Raw genomic sequence first — 22,367 nt, forward strand, 5'->3', positions numbered from 1 at the left:
GTTGTAGGCTGCCGGAGTCTTCGGTCGCCCATTTTTGTGGGGATCACCCAAATCCACTCCGATTTCGAGCAATAGGCTAGGGAACTGTGCCACGTATCACCAAGGTTTTGATCGCCAACCGCGGCGAGATCGCCGTCCGCGTCATCCGTGCGGCGAAGGACAGCGGGATCGCCTCCGTCGCCGTGTACGCGGACCAGGACCGGGACGCCCTCCACGTCCGCCTCGCCGACGAGGCCTACGCGCTGGACGGGACCACGAGCGCCGAGACGTACCTCGTCATCGACAAGCTCCTGTCGGTCGCGCGCCGCTCGGGTGCCGACGCCGTGCATCCGGGTTACGGCTTCCTCGCCGAGAACGCGGACTTCGCCCGCGCCGTCATCGACGCCGGGCTGACCTGGATCGGCCCGTCCCCGGAGGCCATCGAGCGCCTGGGCGACAAGGTCTCCGCACGTCATGTGGCCGAGAAGGTGGGGGCGCCGCTCGCCCCCGGAACGCTCAACCCGGTCAAGGACGCGGCCGAGGTGCTCGACTTCGTCGACGTCTACGGGCTTCCGGTCGCCATCAAGGCGGCGTTCGGCGGCGGCGGCCGCGGCCTGAAGGTCGCCCGCGCCCGCGAGGAAGTGGCGGAGCTGTTCGAGTCGGCCACGCGTGAGGCGATCGCCGCCTTCGGCCGGGGCGAGTGCTTCGTCGAGAAGTACCTCGACCAGCCGCGCCACGTCGAGACCCAGTGCCTCGCGGACGCGTACGGCAACGTCGTCGTCGTCTCCACCCGCGACTGCTCGCTGCAGCGCCGGCACCAGAAGCTCGTCGAGGAGGCGCCCGCGCCGTTCCTCACCCCCGAGCAGACCGAGAAGCTCTACTCGTCGTCCAAGGCCATCCTCAAGGAGGTCGGTTATCAGGGCGCCGGGACGTGCGAGTTCCTCATCGGCAAGGACGGCACGGTCTCGTTCCTCGAGGTGAACACGCGCCTCCAGGTCGAGCACTGCGTCTCGGAGGAGGTCACCGGCATCGACCTCGTCCGCGAGCAGTTCCGACTCGCCGAGGGCGGCGAGCTCGACTACGACGACCCGGCTCCCCGCGGCCACTCGTTCGAGTTCCGCATCAACGGCGAGGACGCGGGACGCGGCTTCATCCCCTCCCCCGGGCCCGTCCACGTGTTCAAGGCCCCGAGCGGCCCCGGCGTCCGCGTCGACAGCGGCATCCAGGCGGGCGACGTGATCAGCGGCTCCTTCGATTCCATGCTGGCGAAGCTCATCGTGACCGGCGCCAGCCGCGAGGAGGCCCTCGAGCGCTCCCGCCGCGCGCTGGACGAGTTCGAGGTCGCGGGCCTTCCGACCGTCCTCCCCTTCCACCGTGCCATCGTGCGCGACCCCGCCTTCGCACCGCAGGACGGCGAGCCGTTCTCCGTCTACACGCGCTGGATCGAGACCGAGTGGGTCAACGAGATCGAGCCGTGGTCGGGCGAGCTCGGCGACCAGCCGGCCGCGGAGCGCCGCAGCAACGTGGTCGTCGAGGTCGAGGGCAAGCGCATCGAGGTCTCCCTCCCCGCGCGCCTCCTCAGCGGTGGTGCCGGCGAGCCGTCCGGTGCCCCCGCTCCGCGTCGCCGCGGCGCCGCGCACGCGGTGGACACCGCGACCGGCGACTCCGTCACCGCTCCGATGCAGGCCACCGTGGTGAAGGTCGCCGTGGCCGACGGCGACCCGGTCGTCAAGGGCGACCTGGTGCTGGTGCTCGAGGCCATGAAGATGGAGCAGCCGCTGACCGCCCACAAGGACGGCACCGTCTCCGGCATCAACGCGAGCGTCGGCGAGACCGTCTCGTCGGGCCACCTGCTGCTCAACATCGTCTGACACCACCGCATCGTCTGGCACCACCGCATCGTCCGACACCGGCGTCCGCGTCGCGAGTCGCGCCATAACGCGCGCCCGACGCGCCGCCAACCACCTTGCGAAAGGGAGGAGCACCGCCGACATTCGGGCGGAAGCTCCTCCCTTTCGCGCCTCATCCCGCCGCCGCACGACGCAACTCCTCCCTTTCCAGCGACCCGAGCAACTCCTCGATGGTCGCCACCGTCGCGTCCGGGCTCCGAAGTACCTGACGCGCCGTCAGCCGCAACCTCGGCAGATCCTGCAGTGTCATGGCGACATCGCGGCGGCGATCGCGCTCGAACGCTTCGCGATCGGCGTGGAACTCGAATCCATCGATCTCCAGATAGAGCACCCCATCCACCAGGGCATCGACGCGCCCCACTCCGTCGACGGCCAACTGCTGCTCGACGATGCGACCGCGAGCCGTGAGACGCTGCCGGAGGAAGGACTCGACACCGGAGTCCGAACCGGGCCGCGCACGTTCGGCGAGACGTCTGGACCGATGCGGTTCATCCGCGAACACCCGTCGCAGCCCGTGGCGTGTCACCTGGCCGGTAGAGATCGCCGTGTCGAGCACCGCGATGGCGGTCTCGTCCTCTGCGCACCGCACGGCGCTGCGCAGACGATCGGCCAGCGAAACACGCCACACCTCGCTGTGCCGCTCTGCGCGACCCCAATGACGGACCGTCCGGTCATCGGCGGCTCCTGCCCGTCCGGCGTGGGGAGGAACCAGCAGATGTGTCCGTTCGTCCTGGCCGCCCCACAATCCGTATGTGCGGGCGGCGGTGACACGGCAGAGGCGCCCGCCGGCCCGCAGGGCTGAAATGGCGGCCTCACCGATCCCGGGAAGGGCATAGCGACCGTTCCGCGGCCGCAGGAGGCGACCTTCGCGCACGGCGGCGGACAGGACGTGCCCCCGCGCCCCGGCCTCCTTCAATTGGCCGAGCGACGCTGCGCCACCGAGGCGAGTGAGTTCCGTCATCCAATCCATGTCCCCATCCTGCGGAAACGGCGGCTGCCCTCAGGACGGACAGGGGCGATCTGTGGAGAGATCCACTCGGGTGTCGATTGTGCACACCGTGAATCCCGCGGGACGGAAAGGGAGGAGATCGCTGCCGACACGCCGCCGGAACGCCACGAACGGAGGAGATCGGGACGGGAAACCCGCCGGAATACCTCCGTTCCGCGGGCGGCCCAGCGGCAGGCGTCAGCCGGTCGCCTCCGTTGGGTCGCCCTTCAGGTCGATGCTGATCTCGTCGGCGTCGAGGTTGCTCAGCGCGCCGGCGAGGACGTCGGCGCTGAACGCGCCGTCGTCGCGCGCATCGAGGAGGGCATCGCGCTGGGCCCGCAGCTGAGCGAGCCGCGCCCTCTTGTGCTCGGCGAACGCCTCCGGTGTGCGCTCGGTCGTCGTCGGCACCGGGACGGTCTTCGCCGCGTCGTAGAGGAGTTCCATCAGCTTGCGCCGTTCCTGCCGCTCGGCCTCCGGGTCGGCCGCCGCGGGCTTGACAGCCTTCAGCACGAGCCCAAGGGTGCCGCCCTGGAGAAGCAGCGAGCCCGTCGCCACCAGGAAGGCGATGAGCACGAGCACCGAGCGGCCCGGCGTGTTGTCGGGCAGCGACTGGGCGGCCGCGACGGTGACGGCGCCGCGCATCCCCGCCCACACCACGATCGTGCCCTCACGCCACCCGAGCGGGGCTCCCGTGAAGTACTCGATGTCGGCCAGCAGTCGTCGGAGGCGCGTGCCGAAACGGGTCAGGTTCTCGACGGTCGGGATGCCGCGACGCGCGAGCAGGCGACGCCGCCGCTCGGCCTGCTTGGGCGAGAGGGGGCGTCGGCCGTCGGAGTCGCCGAAGGCAGGGTCCGGGAACGCGGGGTCCGGGAATGTCGGATCGGGCACAACGGCCGCCGCGACGGCGGAGGACGCAGCGGCGGCCGGGTCGGGCGAGGTGTCCGCCGGCACGTCGGCACCCGATCCCGCGCCGGACTCGTCTCCGACCTCCCCCGCGGCCGCCGACGAGCCGGCCGCGAGCGCCCGCTGCTCCCCCGGTTTCGCGATGCGCTCGGCGATCCCCCGCCGCACCGCCTCCGGATCGCTCAGGTGCTCCTGCAGCTGCTCCAGGCGCGGCCGAATCCGTTGCCTTCGCTTGCTGCGCCGGGCAAGCAGAGCGAGCAGGGGCGCGACGAACGCGGCGCGCACCAGGATTGTGAGAAGGAGAGCGCCCGCAGCGATTCCGATGGCGGGCGCCACCCCGGAATGGTCCTCCTGCACGTCCTGCACGATTCCGAACAGCTCCAGGCCCATCGTCAGGAAGATGAGCCCCTCGAGGATGAGCTCGACCGTGCGCCAGTTCTGCGCGTCCGACAACCGGTGCTCCGGCGAGAGCACGCGCGGCGCGCGGCTGCCGGTCACGAGGCCGGCGACGACAGCGGCGACGAGGCCGGAGGCGCCGAGCGCCTCGGCCGGGATCGAGGCGAGGAACGGCACGGTGAACGAGATGACGGTGTTGACCGTGGCGTCCTTCACGCGAGCACGGACGAGCAGGTTCAGCCAGCCGACCACCACGCCGAAGACGACGGCCACGAGCACCGAATACACGAACGAGAGTGTGACCGCGCCGATCGTGAACGACGCGCCGGCGGCTGCCACCGCTGCTCGCAGGAGCACGAGCGCGGTCGCGTCGTTCAGCAGGCTCTCGCCCTCGAGGATGGCCACGACGCGCGGCGAGACGCCCGCTCGTTTGACGATGCCAGTGGCGACGGCGTCGGTCGGGCTGACGATGGCGCCCAGGGCGATCCCCCAGCCGAGACCCAGGCCAGGGATGACCCAGGCGAAGAACAGCCCGAGCAGCACGGAACTCACGATCACGAGCAGGACGGAGAGCCCGCCGATCGCCCCGAACTCGCGCCGGAAGTTCATGGCCGGCATGGACACGGACGCCGAGTAGAGCAGCGGTGGGAGCACCCCCGCGAGGATCCACTCCGGTTCGAGCTCGATCGCCGGCACGAACGGCAACAGGCTCACCAGGATGCCGATGACCACCAGGATCAGGGGCGACGCGACGCCGAACCGCGGCCCGAACGTCGTCGCCGCGGCGATGGTGAGCACCGCGAGCACTCCGATGACGAGCCCGACCTCCATCCCCCTGGCCTCCCGTCAGAGCACGATGTGCATCGCGCGCGCTGCGTCGGTGATCGAGCCGGAGAGGGACGGGTACACCGTGAACGCCCGGGCCACCTGATCCACCGTCAGACGCTGCTCGACGGCGAGCGCGAGCGGGAAGATCAGCTCGGATGCCCGCGGGGCCACGATGACGCCTCCGATCACCGTGCCGGACCCGGTGCGCGCGAACAGCTTCACGAAACCGTCGCGGATTCCGAGCATCTTGGCGCGCGGATTGGATTTGAGGGGCAGCTTGTAGATGTCGCCCTGGGCGATGCCCTCCTCGATCTGCTTCTGGCTCCAGCCGACCGTGGCGATCTCGGGCTGGGTGAAGATGTTGGAGCTGACGTTGCGCAGCTCGATCGGGTTGACCGCGTCGCCCATCGCATGGAAGACGGCGGTGCGGCCCTGCATCGACGCGACAGAGGCGAGCGGTAGGGAGTCGGAGCAGTCGCCGGCGGCGTAGATGTTCGGGATGGACGTGCGCGCGACCCGGTTGACCCGGATGTTCCCCGAGTTGGTCACCTGCACCCCGGCCTCCTCGAGCCCGATGCCTGCGGTGTTCGGGACGGAGCCGACCGCCATGAGACAGTGCGAGCCCTCGATCGTGCGTCCGTCGGTGAGCGTGGCGACGACGCCGTCCTCGGTGCGGACCACGGATTCGGCGCGCGACTTCGAGAGGACCTGCATGCCGTTCCGCTTGAAGACGTTCTCGATGACACGCGCGGCGTCGGCGTCCTCGCCCGGGAGCACCTGGTCGCGCGACGAGATGAGCGTCACCTTCGAGCCGAGCGCCGTGTACGCCGAAGCGAACTCCGCGCCGGTGACGCCCGAGCCCACCACGATGAGGTGCGATGGCACCGTCTGCAGGTCGTACAGCTGGGTCCAGGTGAGGATGCGCTCCCCGTCGGGCACGGCGGAGGGCAGCACGCGGGGCCGGGCGCCGACGGCGACCACGATCGTGTCCGCCTCCACCCGGTCGAAGTCGGTCCCCGCCTCCTTCGAGGTGGAGACGATGATCGCGCTCGACCCGTCGAGCCGACCCTCTCCGGTCACGATGCGGACGCCGGCGCGCACGAGCTCGGCCCGCATGTCCTCCGACTGCTGGCGCGCGAGGCCCATCAGCCGCTTGTTGACCGCGGCGAGGTTCACGGCGATCTCCGGGCGCACGGGCTTGCCCGTCTCTCCGCGCGAGAAGAACTGGACACCGAGGTCGGCCGCCTCGGCGAGCGCATTGGTCGCCTCCGCGGTGGCGATGAGGCTCTTCGACGGCACGACGTCGGTGATGACGGCGGACCCGCCGACGCCGGAGCGCTCGACGAGCGTGACATCGGCGCCGAGTTGCGCGCCCGCGAGCGCCGCCTCATAACCGCCGGGGCCGCCGCCGAGGACCGCGATGCGCTGTTTCCGCTCGAATTCGTACGCCATGCGCTCCATTCTTCCGTATGGGGTGCACCGATGCGCATTCGGCTCCGAGCCTGTGGAAAGCCGGCCGCTCAGTAGAGTTGGCTCATGCTGGAATCCATCACGAACCCGCTCGACGACCCCTCTGCCGACCCGTTCGAGGTCGCTCGGGAGGCCGCGGGCCAGCTCGCCGAGAAGACGGGCGTCGAGCGCCATGACATCGCGCTCACGCTGGGCAGCGGCTGGGGCCGTGCCGCCGATCTGATCGGCGAGACCGTCGCCACCGTCCCCGCCACCGAGATCGTCGGCTTCAGTAAGCCGGCTCTCGAGGGCCACGTCGGAACGCTGCGCTCCATCCGGCTGCCGAACGGCAAGCACGCGCTGGTGATCGGCGCGCGCACCCACTATTACGAAGGGCACGGCGTGCGCCGGGTCGTGCACAGCGTCCGCACCGCCGCGGCCGCCGGAGCGACCACGATGGTGCTCACCAACGGTGCCGGTGGCATCAAGGAGCACTGGAAGCCGGGCACGCCCGTCCTCATCTCCGACCACATCAACCTCACGGCGGACTCCCCGCTCGAGGGCGCCACCTTCATCGACCTCACCGATCTCTACTCTCCGCGTCTCCGTGCGCTCGCCCGGACCATCGACCCCAGCCTCGACGAGGGCGTGTACACGCAGTTCCGCGGTCCGCACTACGAGACGCCGGCCGAGGTCCAGATGGCCAAGACCATCGGCGGCCACATCGTCGGGATGTCGACAGCGCTCGAGGCGATCGCCGCCCGCCAGGCCGGCATGGAGATCCTCGGGATGTCGCTCATCACCAACCTGGCGGCGGGCATCCAGAAGACGCCGCTCAGCCACCAGGAGGTCATCGACGCCGGTCGTGCCGCGGAGCCGGTGATCAGCGCCCTTCTCGCCCAGATCGTGGAGGCCCTGTGACCGACAACGCGACGTCCACGAAGAAGGACACCCCGGAGCTGCTCAGCGAGGCCCGCGCCTGGCTTGCGCAGGACCCCGACCCGGAGACCCGTGACGAGCTGGATGCGCTCATCGTCGCCGCCGAGGCGGGCTCGGCCGAGGCGATCGCCGACCTGCACTCGCGGTTCGACGAGCGGCTCGCGTTCGGAACTGCCGGTCTGCGCGGCGCCATCGCCGCAGGCCCCAACCGCATGAACCGCGTGCTCGTGGCCCAGGCGGCCGCAGGCTTCGCGCGCTGGCTTCTGGAGCACGCCGAGGGCGGAACGCCGTCGGTCGTGATCGGGTACGACGGACGCAAGAACTCCGACGTCTTCGCCCGCGACACCGCGGAACTCATGGCCGGTGCGGGCATCCGCGCCGTGCTGCTCCCCCGCCTCCTGCCGACACCGGTGCTCGCGTTCGCGGTCCGGCACCTGGATGTGAGCGCCGGCGTCATGGTGACCGCAAGCCACAACCCGCCGAACGACAACGGGTACAAGGTCTATCTCGGCGGAGACGACCACGGCTCGCAGATCGTCTCGCCGATCGACGCCGAGATCGCCGCCCACATCCTCGAGGTCGCTCAGGGCAGCGTGGCCGACCTGCCGCGCTCCGACCGCTACGAGATCGCCCCCGACGACGTGGAGCAGGCCTACATCGGCGCGACCGTCGCGGTGGCCGTCACGGACACCCCGCGTGACGCGGTGTCGTTCGTGTACACCGCGATGCACGGCGTCGGCTGGCGCACCGCACGCGAGGTGTTCGCGCGTGCCGGATTCGCCTCCCCCACCCCGGTCACGGCGCAGATCGACCCGGATCCCGCCTTCCCGACCGTCGCCTTCCCGAACCCCGAGGAGCCGGGCGCGATGGACCTGTCGTTCCAGACCGCCCGTGACGCCGGGGCCGACCTGGTGATCGCGAACGACCCGGATGCCGACCGGCTCGCCGTCGCGGTGCCCGACCCGTCGAGTCCGGACGGCTACCGACGGCTCTCCGGCAACGAGGTCGGCGCCCTGCTCGGCTGGCGCGCCGCCGAGATCGCTGTGGAGCGGGCGGATGAGCGCGGCGCCTTCGGGACGCTGGCCTGCTCGGTCGTCTCGTCGCCGGCCCTCGCCGCGGTCGCGCACGCGTACCGGCTCGACTTCGCCGACACCCTCACCGGGTTCAAGTGGGTGTCCCGCGCCCCCGGCCTCGTCTACGGCTACGAGGAGGCGCTGGGCTACCTGGTGAACCCGGACACCGTCCGTGACAAGGACGGCATCTCGGCCGCCGTCGCCCTGCTCGATCTGGCGAACGGGCTCGCCGCGGACGGCGTCACCATCGCCGGACGCCTGGAGGCCTTCGCCGAGCGGTTCGGCTTCTTCGCGAGCGACCAGATCTCGCTACGGGTGACGGACCTTTCGCGCATCGGCGAGATCATGGCGGCGCTGCGGTCCACTCCGCCGAGCCATCTGGGCGAGGTGCGCGTGACGCAGATCGACGACCTGCGCGACGGATTCGGCGGACTGCCTCCGAGCGATGTGCTGCGCATCCTGCTGGAGGACGGCTCCCGCGTCATGGTCCGCCCGAGCGGCACGGAGCCCAAGCTGAAGATCTACATCGACGCATCGAGCGACGAGGGCACGGTCGAGGAGCGCCGGCAGACGGCGACAAACCGGGTCGCCGCACTGGCCGAGGCGATGCGCCTGCTCGTCGCCTGATCCCGACGGTCTGGCGCGGTCCCGCCTTCGCGGGGCCGCGTCGGACCGGCCGACCTGGCTCAGACCTGCTCGGCCCGCCTCAGACGGTCACCGCGCGCGGAGTCCGCGCCAGATAACCGACGACGAACACGCCGAGCGCACCGAGCGTGACCACCGCTCCCGCCAGCGGCACGGCCACGGCCCCTCCCGCCGACAGGGCGAGCGCTCCGATCGGCGGCGCGATCGCGATCCCCACGTACATCGCCGTCGAGTACCACGACAGCGCGAGAGCCGAGCTCTCCGGGTCGACGTGGACGAGGCGGTGCTGCACCGGGATGGCGATCGCGAACGCCGCGACGCCCCACAGCGCGAACACGACGACGGAGGCGACGAAGGACGCTTCGGCGAAGGCCAGAACCACCAGCATCACGGCTTGCCCGGCGAGCGCGACGATCGCGACGATCCTGCTGCCGAAGCGGTCGGTGAGCGGACCCGCGACCGAGTTGCCCGCGATTCCGGCGACACCGTAGGCGAGCAGCAGGACGGCGAGCAGCGACCCGGAGCCGCCTGTCGAGGCATGGGTCACCGACGCCGAGAAGATGTAGACGATGTTGAAGCCGGCGACCATGAGCAGCGTGGTCCCGAGCGGCGCCACGATACGGAGGTCGGCCAGCGGGGCCAGCCGTCGGCGCAGGCTGACAGCCGGAGGCACGGGCACGCCGCGAACGACCAGCGGGATCGCTACGACCAGCAGCACGGCGATGCCGACGATGCACCAGAGCGCGAAGCGCCAGCCCGCGACGCCTCCGAGGGCGGTGCCGAGCGGCGAACCGACCGCCGTGGCCAGCGTGAAACCGGCTCCCACGATCGCGAGGGCCTGTCCACGCTTGCCCGGCCGGGCGAGCGAGGCCGCCGCCGCGGTGGCCGTCGGGACGAGGGCGGCACCACCGAGGCCGGAGAAGGTGCGTCCGGCGATGAACAGCGGGAGGTTCGGAGCAAGCGCCGAGGCGGCCGTCCCGATGGCGAAGATCGCGAGTCCGGCGGCCATGAGGGTCGCGCGCGGCACGCGCGGAAGGAGGATGGAGACGGCCGGTGCGGCGACCGCCACGACCAGCGAGTAGGTGGTGATCGACCAGCTGACCTGGGTCGCCGTCGCGCCGATGCTCTCGCCGACGCGCGGCAGGAGGCCCGCGATCACGAACGCGTTCGTACCGACGACGAACAGGGCGAGGGCGAGTACCAGCAGGGCCGGAAGCGTCCTGCGGTATGATTGTTCGATGAACGTCATACCGTTACGGTACGACCATTGTTCGATGATTGTCAAACAATTGTGGTGAGATGACCGACTACCCCACGCCCGACATGGCCGATGTGCAGCTCGTGGATGTGCTGCGCGCCCTCGCCGACCCCATTCGGCTGCAGATCGTCCGGGTCCTCGCGGACGGCCGCCCGCATCCCAAGTCGATGACCGAGTGGGGCGTCGACATCCAGAAGTCGACCATGGCGCATCACTTCAAGACGCTGCGCGAGGCCGGTGTCACACGCACGATCGTCTCCGGCCGCACGCACGAGATCCAGCTGCGTCGTGAGGAGCTGGACGACCGCTTCCCCGGGCTCGTCGAGGCCCTTCTGCAAGGCTGAGTCAGCCGAGCGCCTCGTCGAGCTTGCGCTCCAGCTCATCCAGATCGAAGTAGTTCTCCACCACGATCACGTCGGCGTTCGTGCGACCGATGCGGTCGACGAGCTCCGGCGAGGTGAGCACGACCTGCGCGTCGGATGCCGCCTCGGCGATGTTCGCCGCGTCGGAGGCCGTGACGTCCGCGTCGATCCCCAGCCGGTCGAGCACGCGCTCGGCGTTGACCTTGAGGATGCCGGACGTACCGACCCCGACGCCGCAGATCGCGACGATCTTCACCGCGATGCCTCCTCGCTCAGCGTGAGGATGCGCTGCACGTCGGCCACGTCGGTCGCCGCGGCCAGGGCCGGGATCGCCTCCGGATCGTTGAAGACGTTCGCCAGTTCGGCCACGCTCGTCACATGCGCCTCGGGCGTCGACACGGCGAGGCCGAGGACCACCGAGACCGGGTCGTTGTGGGGGTGACCGAAGACCACCGGCTCGTCGAGGGTGACGACGGAGAGGCCGTCCGCGTTCACGTCGGGACCGGGTCGCGCGTGCGCCAGAGCGAGACCCGGCGCGATGACGATGTAGGCGCCGAACTCCTCGATGACCTGAATCATGCGCTGCGCGTAGCCCTGCTCCGTCGCTCCGGAGCGCGCCAGCGCCTGCCCTGCCAGCTCGACCGCTTCACGCCAGTCGGCGGCGTGCGCGCCGACGGTGATGGCGGAATCAGGCAGCGGTGGCAGTGACATATCTTCAGCGTAACGCCCGAGGGGTTACGAACCCTCGAAACCTGCTGTGATGATCTCCGCGAGCTCTTCACGCTCCTCCAGCGGGAGGAAGGATGCCGCCGCAGCGTTGAGCTGGAAGATCTCCAGGTCGGTGCGGTCGTAGGCGAACGCGTCGGCGAGGATGCTCAGCTCGCGGGTCAAAGTCGTGCCGCTCATCAGCCGGTTGTCGGTGTTGACGGTGACGCGGAAACCCAGCTGGTAGAGCAGGTCGAACGGGTGGTCGAGGATGTCGTCGCCCCACGCGGCGATGGCGCCGGTCTGGAGGTTCGACGACGGGCTCGTCTCGAGGGCGATCTCGCGATCCTTGACCCACTGCGAGAGCGTGCCGAGGGTGACATAGGTGTTCTCGTCGTCCTGGCGCTCCACCGTGATGTCCTCGGCGAGACGCACGCCGTGGCCCAGGCGCAGAGCCCGGCCGTCGAGGAGGGCGCTGCGGATGCTCTCGAGGCCGTCGGCCTCGCCCGCGTGGACGGTCGCCGGGAAGAACTCCGACGCCAGGTAGTCGAAGGCGGCGCGGTGGTTGGATGCGGGGAAGCCCGCCTCGGCACCGGCGATGTCGAAGCCGACCACTCCGCGGTCGCGGTGGCGGACGGCGAGCTCGGCGATCTCGAGGCCGCGGTCGTTGTGGCGCATGGCGGTGACGAGCTGGCCGATGCGGATGCGTCCACCGGCGCCGCGGACGTCGGCGATGCCCTGCTCGATGCCCTCCTGGACCGCCTCGACCGTCTCGTCGAGGCTGAGGCCGCCGGACAGGTGCTGCTCGGGTGCCCAGCGGAGCTCGCCGTACACGACGCCGTCGGCCCCGAGGTCCTGGACCGACTCCCGGGCGACGCGCACGAGTCCCTCGCGGGACTGCATCACGGCGATGGTCAGGTCGAACGTCTTCAGGTACTCGACGAGCGAGCCGGAGTTCGATTTCTCGCCGAACCAGCGGCCGAGCTCGGTCGCATCCTGCGCCGGCAGCTCCAACCCGATCTCCTGGCCCAGCTCGAGCACCGTCGCGGGCCGGAGGCCGCCGTCGAGGTGGTCGTGGAGGGAGACCTTCGGCAGCGGGCGGATCTCCGTGCCGTCGGCCAGCGTGTACTCGTTCCAGGCGTCGCTCATGAGTCCAACCCTAGGCGATGCGGTCGGCGATCAGCGGGCCGCGCTCGTACGCGGTGCCGGGGGCGGCGATCCGGTAGGCGCCCTCCAGCGCCTCGAGTGCGCGCTCGAACCGGGCGGGCTCGTCCGCCGACAGGGTGAACAGCGGCTGACCGGCCCGCACCTCGTCGCCGGGCTTCGCGTGCAGGTCGATCCCCGCCGCGTGCTGCACCGGGTCCTGCTTGCGCGCGCGTCCGGCGCCGAGCCGCCAGGCGGCGATGCCGAAGGGCAGCGCCTGCTGCTCGACGAGGATGCCGTCCTGCTCGGCGACGACGGTGTGCGTCTCCTTCGCGACAGGGAGGGCGGCATCCGGGTCGCCGCCCTGAGCGCGGATGACCTCGCGCCACTTGTCCATCGCGCGGCCGTCCTTGAGAGCCGCCTCGACGTCCTCGTCCGGGCGGCCGGCGAGGGTCAGCATCTCGCGGGCGAGCGCGACGGTCAGCTCGACGATGTCGGCCGGGCCGCCGCCGGCGAGCACCTCCACCGACTCGCGGACCTCGTTCGCGTTGCCGATCGCGAGGCCGAGCGGGACGTTCATGTCCGTCAGCAGAGCGGAGGTGGCGACGCCGGCATCCCGGCCGAGCTCGACCATCGTGCGGGCGAGTTCGCGCGAGCGCTCGATGTCCTTGAGGAAGGCGCCGGAGCCGAACTTCACGTCGAGCACCAGCGCGCCGGTGCCCTCGGCGATCTTCTTCGACATGATCGAGGAGGCGATCAGCGGGATGGCCTCGACCGTCCCGGTGATGTCGCGCAGCGCATAGAGCTTGCCGTCCGCCGGAGCGAGGCCCGACCCGGCCGCGCAGATGACGCCGCCCTCGTTCCGGAGCTGGGCGAACATCTCCTCGTTGCTGAGGTTCGCCCGCCAGCCCGGGATGCTCTCGAGCTTGTCGAGGGTGCCGCCGGTGTGACCGAGACCACGTCCGGACAGCTGCGGCACGGCGACGCCGAACGTCGCGACGAGCGGCATGAGCGGCAGGGTGATCTTGTCGCCGACGCCGCCGGTGGAGTGCTTGTCGGCGGTCGGCTTGCCGAGGCCCGAGAAGTCCATCCGCTCGCCCGAGGCGATCATCGCGAGGGTGAGGTCCTTGATCTCGCGGCGCGTCATCCCGTTGAGGAAGATCGCCATGGTCATCGCCGACATCTGCTCGTCGCCGACATAGCCGCGGGTGTACGCGTCGACGAGCCAGTCGATCTCGGCGGTGCTCAGCTCGCCGCGGTCGCGCTTGGTCCTGATCAGGTCGACGGCGTCGAACGCCTCGACCTCTCCTGCACGGTCGGTCACGAAGGTGTTCCTCTGTTCAGTCGTTGTCGTGCTCGGCCGCGTAGGCGGCGAGCTGGCGCGGCCCGAAAGCGTCGGGCAGCACCTGGTCGATGGTGCGGATGCCGGAGACCGTCTCGAGCAGCATCCCCTCCGCCGAGTGCTCGTAGAGCAACTGGCGGCAGCGGCCGCACGGCATCAGGATGTCGCCGTCGCCGTTCACGCACGTGAACGCGACGAGGTGGCCGCCGCCGGTCATCGCGAGCGACGAGACGAGCCCGCATTCGGCGCACAGCGTCACGCCGTAGCTGGCGTTCTCGACGTTGCAGCCGCTGACGATCCGGCCGTCGTCGACGAGCGCCGCCGCACCGACCGGGAACTTCGAGTACGGGACGTACGCGTGCGACATAGCCTCCGTCGCGGCGGACCGCAGCGCATCCCAGTCGATCGAATCGGGGTTCTGATCCACGGCGCTCATGACTTGATGTACGGCTTTCCGTCGGCAGCAGGAGCACGCGAGATGCCGACGAGGCCCGCAACGGCGAGGATCGTCACGACGTACGGCAGCATCAGCATGAACTCGCTCGGGACGGGCGAGCCGATGGTGCTGAGCACGTTCTGCAGGTTCGTGGCGAAGCCGAACAGCAGGGCGGCCAGCGTGGCCTTGATGGGATCCCAACGGCCGAAGATCACGGCCGCGAGGGCGATGAAGCCCTGACCTGCGGTCATCTCCTTCGAGAACGCACCGACGGAGCCGAGCGTGTAGTACGCGCCGCCGAGGCCCGCGATGGCGCCCGCGAGCGAGACGTTCCAGAACCGGGTGCTGTTGACCTTGATGCCGACGGTGTCCGCCGCCTCGGGGTGCTCGCCGACCGAGCGGAGCCGCAGGCCCCAGCGCGTCTTGAACAGACCGAACCAGACCAGGAACACGGCGATATACATGAGGTACTCGATGATCGACTGGTCGAACAGCACCTTGCCGACGATCGGGATCTCGCTGAGCACCGGGATCGGCCAGTTCGGCAGGCGCGGCGGGTGGTTGAGGAGCTGCGGGTTGCCCGCGAGCACCTTCGAGTAGAGGAAGCTCGTGAGACCGACGACGAGCACGTTGAGCACGACGCCGACGATGACCTGGTCGACGAGGTACTTGATCCCGAACGCGCCGAGCAGGAAGGACACGAGCACGCCGGCGACCATCGCGGCGATGAGGCCGACGACCCAGCTGCCGGTGAGCGTCGCCGTCATTGCCGAGACGAACGCGCCGGCGAGCAGCTGACCCTCGATGGCCACGTTCACCACGCCGCCGCGCTCGGAGACGACGCCGCCGAGCGCGCCGAAGACGAGCGGGACCGCGAGACTGATCGTGCCGAGCAGGAGGCCCGTCACCGGAACCGGATACGGGCTGCCCGAGTCCGCCCAGGTCAGGAAGCCGAACATGAACAGCAGCGAGAAGACGATGACGACCCAGATCGGCGTCCGGCGTGCCCGGTAGGAGAGGTACGCGCTCCACAGGGTGAGCGCGATCAGGAGGATGGTCACGACCGTGGTGGTGACGAAGCTGTCGACCGTCAGGGTGGGCAGACGGACGGCATCCGACTTCTCCGAGAAGCGGAACGTGCTCTCGCCGTGCCGGGAGAACCCGAAGAACAGGATGAGGCTGACCAGCACGAAGATGCCGAAAGCGATCGGCGCCTTCCAGGAGCGGATCTCCGCCTTCTCCAGGACGATCGGCGAGGAGTCGGGAACGACGGGGGCGGTGGTGCTCACTTGGCCGCCACCTCCTTCGTGACGATGGGGCGCTGTCTCCGGGGAGTGCTCCCCGGGGCAGGCAGGCGGAAGATCGCGCGCACGAGCGGCGGCGCAGCGACGAACAGGACGATGAGGGACTGCAGGATCAGGACGATGTCGATCGGGATGTCGTTCGCCGCCTGGATGGTGTACCCACCGGCCTTGAGAGCTCCGAAGAGGAGGCCGGCGATGAACACACCCCACGGACGCGACCGACCGAGCAGCGCGACCGTGATCGCGTCGAAGCCGATGCCCGCGTCCACACCGGAGCTGATGCCCTGCGGGAAGACACCGAGCGCCTGGCTGGCGCCGGTGATGCCGATCAGTCCACCGGCGATGAGCATGGCGTAGACGTACACGTTCTTGACGTTGATGCCCGCGACGCGTGCGGCGTTCGGGTTCTCGCCCACCGCACGGAAGCGGAAGCCGAGGCTCGAGCGGTTGATCAGCCACCACACGAAGACCGTCGCGCCGATCACGAGCACGAAGGCCCAGGTGAGGTTGTACTGCGCACCGAGCAGCGGCGGGAAGATCGCGTTGGCGTGCACCGCCGGCGCCTTCGGGTTGTTCGACCCCGGCGCCTGCAGGAGCCCCTGCGTTCGGAGCATGTACGAGATCAGATAGAACGCGATGTAGTTGAGCATGATCGTGACGATCACCTCGTGTGCACCGGTCCGGGCTTTTAGCAGGCCGACGATGCCGGCCCAGATCGCTCCGCCGACGATGCCGGCGACGACGGCAAGCACCAGGTGGATGACCGGCGGCAGGTCGAACGAGAAACCGACCCAGGCGGATGCGGCGGCGGCGATGAGGATCTGCCCCTGACCACCGATGTTGAACAGGCCGACGCGGAAGGCCAGCGCGACGCCGAGACCACTGACGATCAGCGGAGTGGCGAAGGTGAGCGTCTCCGTCAGCGGCCGAATCCCCGCGCTGAACGACGGCCGGCGGAAGTTGTAGATCGCGCCCTGGAACATCGAGACGTACGCGTCGGAGACCGACGTCCAGATGGCGGCGAAGGTGTCGCCGGGCCGGGCGAAGAAGTACCCCGCCGCCCGCTGCACCTCGGGGTCGGTGACCGCGATGAGGATGGCGCCGACGATCAGGGCGAGGACGACCGCGAGGATCGAGATGACCACGGGCCCGCTCATGATCTCGCGGACCGCCTGGTTCCAGCGCGAGGGCTCCTCACCCGCTGGTGCGGGAGCCGGCGTGCCGGGCTCCACGGGCTGGGCCGGCGCCACGGGCTGGCCGGGCGTGGGGGTCCCCGTCATGCTGCTGCTCCTGCCTGCTCCGGCGACTCGCCGGCCATCATGAGGCCGAGCACGTCGCGAGACGTGTTGCCCGGCACGATTCCTACGATCCCGCCGCGGTACATCACGGCGATGCGGTCGGCGAGGGCGGCGACCTCGTCGAGCTCCGTCGACACCACGATCACCGGGATGCCGGCATCCCGGGTCTCGACGATGCGCTTGTGCACGAACTCGATCGAGCCGACGTCCAGACCGCGCGTCGGCTGCGCCGCCACGAACAGCCGCAGCTCGCGGCTGAGCTCGCGGGCGAGCACCACCTTCTGGGCGTTGCCGCCGGAGAGCCGGCCGACCTTCTCGTCGATGGACTGCGTGCGCACGTCGAACTCGCGCACCTTGTCCTCGGCGAACTGCTTGAGATAGGAGAACTGGATGTTGCCGGCCTTCACGAACGGGTCGCTCGTCGAGCGGTCGAGCATGAGGTTCTCCTGGATGGAGAACTCCCCCACCAGGCCGTCCTCGTTGCGGTCCTCCGGCACGAACCCGACACCCTCGTCGAGCACCTTGCGGACGCTGTGGCCCTGGATCGGCTTGCCGTCGAGCAGGATCTCGCCCTGCACACGCGGCTGGAGGCCGATGATCGCCTCCGTCAGCTCCGTCTGGCCGTTGCCCTGGACGCCGGCGATCGCCAGGATCTCACCGGCGGCCACCTCGAAGCTCACGTTGTTCACGACGATCTGCCCGATGGGGTCGATCACCGAGAGGTCCTTGACCACGAGCGCCGGGGCGCCGGGTGTCGCCGGCTTCTTGTCCACCGTGAGCGACACCGCGCGGCCGACCATCATCGACGCGAGCTCGACGTTGGTGGCGGTGGGCTGCGCCTCGCCGATCACCTTGCCCAGCCGGATGACGGTGATGCGGTCGGCGACCTCGCGCACTTCGCGCAGCTTGTGCGTGATGAAGACGATCGCGGTGCCCTGCTCCTTGAGCTGGCGCATGATCGCCATGAGCTCGTCGGTCTCCTGCGGCGTCAGCACGGCCGTCGGCTCGTCGAAGACGAGCACCTTGGCGTCTTGCGACAGCGCCTTGATGATCTCCACGCGCTGCTGGACGCCCACCGGGAGGTCTTCGACCAGCGCGTCCGGGTCGACATCGAAGCCGAAGCGGGCGGAGATCTCGCGGACCTTGGCCCGGGCGGCGTTGAGGTCGAGACGGCCGCCGAACTTCGTCTGCTCGTGGCCGAGCATGACGTTCTCGGCGACCGTGAAGACGGGGATGAGCATGAAGTGCTGGTGCACCATGCCGATGCCGGCCTTCATGGCGTCACCCGGGCCGGAGAAGTGCTGGACGACGTCGTCGAGCAGGATCTCGCCCTCGTCGGGCTGGTAGAACCCGTAGAGCACGTTCATGAGGGTGGACTTGCCTGCACCGTTCTCGCCGAGCAGGCAGTGGATCTCACCGGGTTCGACGGTCAGATCGATGTGGTTGTTCGCGACCAGGGGACCGAACCGTTTGGTGATCCCGCGGAGTTCGAGCTTCATTCGGGTGGGTTTCCTTCTCTACTCGCCCGGGGGGAGCGAAGAGCCTTTGTGAGGAGGGGGCACGCGGAACGGCTGGTGGCCTCGTCGCGCATCCTCAACCCTACCTTCCTGCGCAGATGTCAGTGTGTGCTCAGATGAGCGAGGAAGGTAGGGAGGGAACGGAACGGGGAGGCCAGCCGTGGCTGACCTCCCCGTCGAGCGTTCTCGTCGCTGTTACTGCTTGGGCGACGAGGGCGAGGTGACCTTGATCGAGCCGTCGATGATGCCGGCCTTGATCTTGTCGAGCTCGCCCTGCAGGCCCGAGTCCACCTTCGACTCGAAGTCGTGGAACGGGGCGATGCCGACGCCGTCGTTCTTCAGCGTGCCCACGTACGGGGTGCTGTCGAACTTGTCCTTGGCGGCCTGGGTGACGACGTCGTTGGTTGCCGGCTTCATGCCCTTCATGACCGAGGTGAGGAGCAGGTCCTTCACGGTCGGGTCGGACTCGTAGACGTCGGCGTCGACACCGATCATCGCGATCGGCTTGCCGGAGTCCTTGATCGCCTGAGCGGCCGACTGGTAGATCGGTCCGCCGACCGGCATGATCACGTCGGCGTTCTGGTCGATGATGCCCTGAGCGGTGTTCTTCGCGGTCTCGTTGGCGTCGAAGCCACCGGTGAAGAGGCCGTTCTGCTTGTCGACATCCCAGCCGACGACCTTGACCGACTTGCCCTTCTGGTCGTTGAAGTACTTCACACCGTCGGCGAAACCGTCCATGAAGATGGTGACCGTCGGGATCTGCATTCCGCCGAAGGTGCCGACGATGCCGGTCTTCGAGTAGCTGGCGGCGGCGTAGCCGGCCAGGAACGCGGCCTGGGCCGTGTCGAAGATGATCGGCTTGACGTTCTTCGCCTGGATCTCGTTGTCGTCGATGATCGCGAAGTTCACGTCCGGGTTGGCCTTCGCGGCCTTCTCGGTCGCGTCCTTGAGGAGGAAGCCGACCGTCACGACGAGGTTGCAGTTGGCGTCGACCATGCTCTGGATGTTCGGAGCGAAGTCGTTCTCGCTCTTCGACTCCGCCTGCTTGTACTTCACGTCGAGCGACTTCGCGGCCTGCTGCAGACCCTCGTAGCCGAGCTGGTTGAACGAGTGGTCGTCGAATCCACCGGAGTCGGAGACCATACAGGGCAGGAAGTCGCTCTTCGCGGCGCCACCGGACGAGCTGTCCGACGGGGCAGCCGAGCAGGCAGCGAGCAGCGACATGACGCCGACCGCCGCGAGGCCGAGGAGTCCGGCCTTTCGGGCTGTGATTGACAAGGTTGTTCCTCCAAGATGCGTAGCCGCGCGGGTAATCGCAGGCTTCTGCGGTTCACGTTACCGAATGTGACGAACCACTCCGTTCGAAAATCCGGGTTCTTCATGCAAGCGTTACAAACGCTCACCCGGTTGGCACGTGCTCATTCGAGCAGCCCGTCCCTCATTCGGGGAGGGGTGCTCAGAGCCAGCCGCGCCGCTTGAAGATGGTGTACAGCAGACCGCTCAGGCCGAGCATCGCCAAGACCGCGAGCGGGTATCCCAACGGCCAGGACAGCTCCGGCATGTGCGTGAAGTTCATGCCGTAGATGCCGGCGATGAGCGACGGCGCGAACAGGATGGCCGCCCACGAGGAGATCTTCTTGACCTCCTCGCCCTGCCGGTTGCTGGAGTGCGCCAACCGTGTCATCTCCTCGTTCTGCCGCTCGGAGACGAGGGTCGAGTTCACCGTCAGGATGTCGCGCAGCAGGTAGCGGAACCCGTCGACGCGCTCGTTGACCTGCGTGAGGTGGTCGGCGACGTCGCGGAGCCGGCGTTCGAGCTCCTGCGTCACGCCGTACTTCACGGAGCCGCGCTCGAGCGCCAGCATGACCGCCGAGAGGGGATGCGTCGCCCGCTGGAAGTCGATGACCTCCCGGGACAGCTCGTAGATGCGCCGGGAGACCAGGGCGTCCCCGCCGAACACCTGCGTCTCGATCTCGTCGATGTCGTTGGCGAGACCCGCCACGACCGGGCTGTACGCATCCACGACCGCGTCGATGATCGCGTAGAGGATGGCCTGCGGCCCGAGTGCGAGCAGCTCCGGCTCGCTCTCCATCCTCTGCCGGACGTGCGAGAGGTCCGGCGACTCGCTGTGGCGGACGGTGATGACGAAGTTGCGCCCGACGAAGAGGTGCAGCTCGCCGAAGTCGACCTCCTCCGGCACGTCCAGGTAGTTCGCCGCCTTGAGCACGACGAAGAGGACGGTGTCGTAGCGCTCCAGCTTGGGACGCTGGTGGGCGACGATGGCGTCCTCGATCGCCAGCGGGTGGAGGTTGAACTCCTCCGACAGCGACAGCAGCTCCTGCTCGCTCGGCCGGTAGAGGCCGATCCAGGCGACCCCGCCCGGGGTGCGGTCGAGCGCCGCGTAGGTCTCGGCGAGAGACGTCGGGGAGGCGACGCGGACGCCGTCGGCGTAGATCGCGCTGTCGACCATGCTGCGCCGACCCGAGGGCGTCTCGACCGGCGCCGTCGCGACGGCCGGAGAGGGAGGCTCGACCCGGCGGGTGCGCGTCACGAAGGGCATCGGGATGCCGCGTCGGTTCTGGTTGGCCATAAGTCACCTCCGTGGTCCGGACGACGTCGAGTCGACACGAGTTCAGGACGGCCCGAGGGGCCACCTAACTGTACGCTCGCGAACCCTCCGGACGCTGGACGCGGGTCGCATCCACCGCCGCGACGGCGTCGAGGATCACGCGCTCGTAGTGGCGCGTCAGCTCGCCGCACACGACATCCCAGCTGCGTCCGAGCACGGCGCGGCGTCCGGCCTCCCCCATGCGGCGACGCAGGGCGCCATCGCGGACGAGCATCGAGACGGCTGCACGGAGGGCGCGGTCGTCCGACGGGCGGAACAGCAGTCCGTCCACGCCGTGCTCGACGAGGTCGATCGGGCCGCCCGCGCGCGGCGCGACCACCGGGAGCCCGGACGCGTGGGCCTCCTGAACCGTCTGGCCGAACGTCTCCTCGGATCCGGTGTGCGCGAAGACGTCGAAGGCGGCGTAGGCGGCGGCGAGATCCTCGCCGCCGAGCCGGCCGAGCCAGGTCACCGGGATGCCGCGGAGCTCGCGGGCGACGGCGTCGCGTGACGGGCCGTCCCCGACGATCGCGAGCGACACTCCCCCGATCCCGCGGAGTGCGCGCAGCCGCTCCACCTGCTTCTCCGGGGCGATGCGGCCGACGTACCCGACGACGGTCTCGCCGTCCGGCGACAGGCGCTCCCGCAGAGCGGCCGCCGCCGACGTTCTCCTCTTATTGGGGTGGTACCGCACCAGGTCGACGCCGCGTCCCCAGCGGGCAACCCGTGTGACGCCGGCCGTGCGGAGGTCGTACTCGCTCGCCGCCGACGGCGCGAGCGTCAGGTCGGCGCCTTCGTGGACCCAGCGGACGTACTTCCAGGCGATGGCCGAGGTGACGCCCAGCCCGTTGCGGCGCGCGAAGCCGGCGACGTCCGTCTGGTAGATGGCGACGGACGGCACACCCATCCGGTTGGCCGCCGCGATCGCCTGCGCCCCCAGGAAGAACGGCGAGGCGGCGTGCAGCACATCGGGGCCGAAGCCGGCGAGGATGCGCTGCACCTGTGGGCTCGGCAACCCGACCGGGAACTGGCGGTACGCGACCGACGGCACCTGGTGGATGCGGAACCCGTTGTACTCCGCCGGCGCCCCCGCGTCCGGGCAGATCACGATCGCCTCGTGCCCCTCGGCCGCCAGATGGTCGAGCACCCGCAGCACACTCGTCGTGACCCCGTTGACTGTGGGGAGGAAGCTCTCGCTGACCACCGCGACCCGCATGACGCCACGCTAGGCGGCGCCGGTGTCGTCACCGTGAACAGCCGGTGTCCGGCGACGCTCGCTATCCT

19 protein-coding genes are annotated in these 22,367 nt (G+C 69.5%); 4 read left to right on the forward strand and 15 right to left on the reverse strand.

Translation table 11 applies throughout. The features are described from left to right. Nucleotides 1-86: 86 nt before the first annotated feature. Nucleotides 87-1,850, forward strand: coding sequence for an acetyl/propionyl/methylcrotonyl-CoA carboxylase subunit alpha (locus tag H284_RS0105500; RefSeq protein WP_026307072.1), 1,764 nt, complete (start codon nt 87-89; stop codon nt 1,848-1,850). A 151-nt stretch (nt 1,851-2,001) separates the two neighbouring features. Here H284_RS0105500 and H284_RS0105505 read toward each other — a convergent pair whose 3' ends face one another. The 3 genes from H284_RS0105505 to H284_RS0105515 all read right to left on the reverse strand — a co-directional run bounded on the left by H284_RS0105505 (nt 2,002) and on the right by H284_RS0105515 (nt 6,456). Next, on the reverse strand, nt 2,002-2,859 hold the full coding sequence (locus H284_RS0105505) for a hypothetical protein (protein WP_018190019.1): 858 nt from the start codon (nt 2,857-2,859) through the stop codon (nt 2,002-2,004). 216 nt (nt 2,860-3,075) lie between these two features. Beyond that, nucleotides 3,076-5,007 carry a cation:proton antiporter domain-containing protein gene (locus tag H284_RS0105510; RefSeq protein WP_018190018.1) on the reverse strand — a complete coding sequence of 644 codons (1,932 nt, stop codon included), beginning with the start codon at nt 5,005-5,007 and terminating at the stop codon, nt 3,076-3,078. A gap of 15 nt (nt 5,008-5,022) precedes the next feature. Next, nucleotides 5,023-6,456, reverse strand: a complete 1,434-nt coding sequence (locus H284_RS0105515) for an NAD(P)H-quinone dehydrogenase (protein ID WP_018190017.1) — start codon at nt 6,454-6,456, stop codon at nt 5,023-5,025. 84 nt (nt 6,457-6,540) lie between these two features. On the opposite strand from H284_RS0105515, the gene H284_RS0105520 reads away from it, so the two are divergent. After that, the gene (locus tag H284_RS0105520) at nt 6,541-7,374 is read left to right on the forward strand and encodes a purine-nucleoside phosphorylase (protein ID WP_018190016.1); all 834 of its coding nucleotides are present in this window, start codon (nt 6,541-6,543) and stop codon (nt 7,372-7,374) included. Beyond that, nucleotides 7,371-9,092 (forward strand): phospho-sugar mutase, encoded by a 1,722-nt coding sequence (locus H284_RS0105525; RefSeq protein ID WP_020075447.1) that lies wholly within the window; start codon nt 7,371-7,373, stop codon nt 9,090-9,092. Before H284_RS0105520 ends, H284_RS0105525 begins: the two co-directional genes overlap by 4 nt. A gap of 79 nt (nt 9,093-9,171) precedes the next feature. Here H284_RS0105525 and H284_RS0105530 read toward each other — a convergent pair whose 3' ends face one another. Continuing rightward, on the reverse strand, nt 9,172-10,359 hold the full coding sequence (locus tag H284_RS0105530; RefSeq protein WP_018190014.1) for an MFS transporter: 1,188 nt from the start codon (nt 10,357-10,359) through the stop codon (nt 9,172-9,174). Between the two features lie 50 nt (nt 10,360-10,409). On the opposite strand from H284_RS0105530, the gene H284_RS0105535 reads away from it, so the two are divergent. Beyond that, entirely contained in the window at nt 10,410-10,712 is a 303-nt protein-coding gene (locus tag H284_RS0105535) for an ArsR/SmtB family transcription factor (RefSeq protein ID WP_018190013.1), read from the forward strand. Nucleotide 10,713: 1 nt separating this feature from the next. Here H284_RS0105535 and H284_RS0105540 read toward each other — a convergent pair whose 3' ends face one another. The 11 genes from H284_RS0105540 to H284_RS0105590 form a co-directional block, all read right to left on the reverse strand. Next, a complete protein-coding gene (locus tag H284_RS0105540; RefSeq protein WP_018190012.1) occupies nt 10,714-10,986 on the reverse strand; it encodes a PTS sugar transporter subunit IIB in 273 nt (90 codons plus the stop codon). After that, nucleotides 10,983-11,441: a PTS sugar transporter subunit IIA gene (locus H284_RS0105545; RefSeq protein ID WP_018190011.1), complete on the reverse strand. Its 459-nt coding sequence runs from the start codon at nt 11,439-11,441 to the stop codon at nt 10,983-10,985. The genes H284_RS0105540 and H284_RS0105545 overlap by 4 nt, the downstream gene beginning before the upstream one ends. A 24-nt stretch (nt 11,442-11,465) precedes the next feature. Then, nucleotides 11,466-12,584 carry an adenosine deaminase gene (locus H284_RS0105550; RefSeq protein WP_020075448.1) on the reverse strand — a complete coding sequence of 373 codons (1,119 nt, stop codon included), beginning with the start codon at nt 12,582-12,584 and terminating at the stop codon, nt 11,466-11,468. Between the two features lie 10 nt (nt 12,585-12,594). Continuing rightward, the gene (locus H284_RS0105555; RefSeq protein WP_020075449.1) at nt 12,595-13,902 is read right to left on the reverse strand and encodes a thymidine phosphorylase; all 1,308 of its coding nucleotides are present in this window, start codon (nt 13,900-13,902) and stop codon (nt 12,595-12,597) included. A 16-nt stretch (nt 13,903-13,918) separates the two neighbouring features. Beyond that, nucleotides 13,919-14,356, reverse strand: a complete 438-nt coding sequence (locus H284_RS0105560) for a cytidine deaminase (protein WP_020075450.1) — start codon at nt 14,354-14,356, stop codon at nt 13,919-13,921. Further along, nucleotides 14,353-15,645 (reverse strand): ABC transporter permease, encoded by a 1,293-nt coding sequence (locus H284_RS0105565; RefSeq protein WP_018190007.1) that lies wholly within the window; start codon nt 15,643-15,645, stop codon nt 14,353-14,355. Before H284_RS0105565 ends, H284_RS0105560 begins: the two co-directional genes overlap by 4 nt. Next, nucleotides 15,642-16,940 carry an ABC transporter permease gene (locus H284_RS0105570; protein ID WP_018190006.1) on the reverse strand — a complete coding sequence of 433 codons (1,299 nt, stop codon included), beginning with the start codon at nt 16,938-16,940 and terminating at the stop codon, nt 15,642-15,644. Before H284_RS0105570 ends, H284_RS0105565 begins: the two co-directional genes overlap by 4 nt. After that, nucleotides 16,937-18,457, reverse strand: a complete 1,521-nt coding sequence (locus tag H284_RS0105575) for an ABC transporter ATP-binding protein (protein WP_020075451.1) — start codon at nt 18,455-18,457, stop codon at nt 16,937-16,939. The genes H284_RS0105570 and H284_RS0105575 overlap by 4 nt, the downstream gene beginning before the upstream one ends. 213 nt (nt 18,458-18,670) lie before the next feature. Beyond that, nucleotides 18,671-19,753, reverse strand: a complete 1,083-nt coding sequence (locus H284_RS0105580) for a BMP family lipoprotein (RefSeq protein WP_018190004.1) — start codon at nt 19,751-19,753, stop codon at nt 18,671-18,673. 178 nt (nt 19,754-19,931) lie between these two features. Beyond that, the gene (locus H284_RS0105585; RefSeq protein WP_020075452.1) at nt 19,932-21,065 is read right to left on the reverse strand and encodes a magnesium and cobalt transport protein CorA; all 1,134 of its coding nucleotides are present in this window, start codon (nt 21,063-21,065) and stop codon (nt 19,932-19,934) included. Between the two features lie 64 nt (nt 21,066-21,129). Then, nucleotides 21,130-22,299: a glycosyltransferase family 4 protein gene (locus H284_RS0105590; RefSeq protein ID WP_020075453.1), complete on the reverse strand. Its 1,170-nt coding sequence runs from the start codon at nt 22,297-22,299 to the stop codon at nt 21,130-21,132. Between the last annotated feature and the right edge of the window lie 68 nt (nt 22,300-22,367).

Origin of the sequence: Cryocola sp. 340MFSha3.1 (assembly GCF_000383315.1) — a bacterium.
Lineage (GTDB): Bacteria > Actinomycetota > Actinomycetes > Actinomycetales > Microbacteriaceae > Leifsonia.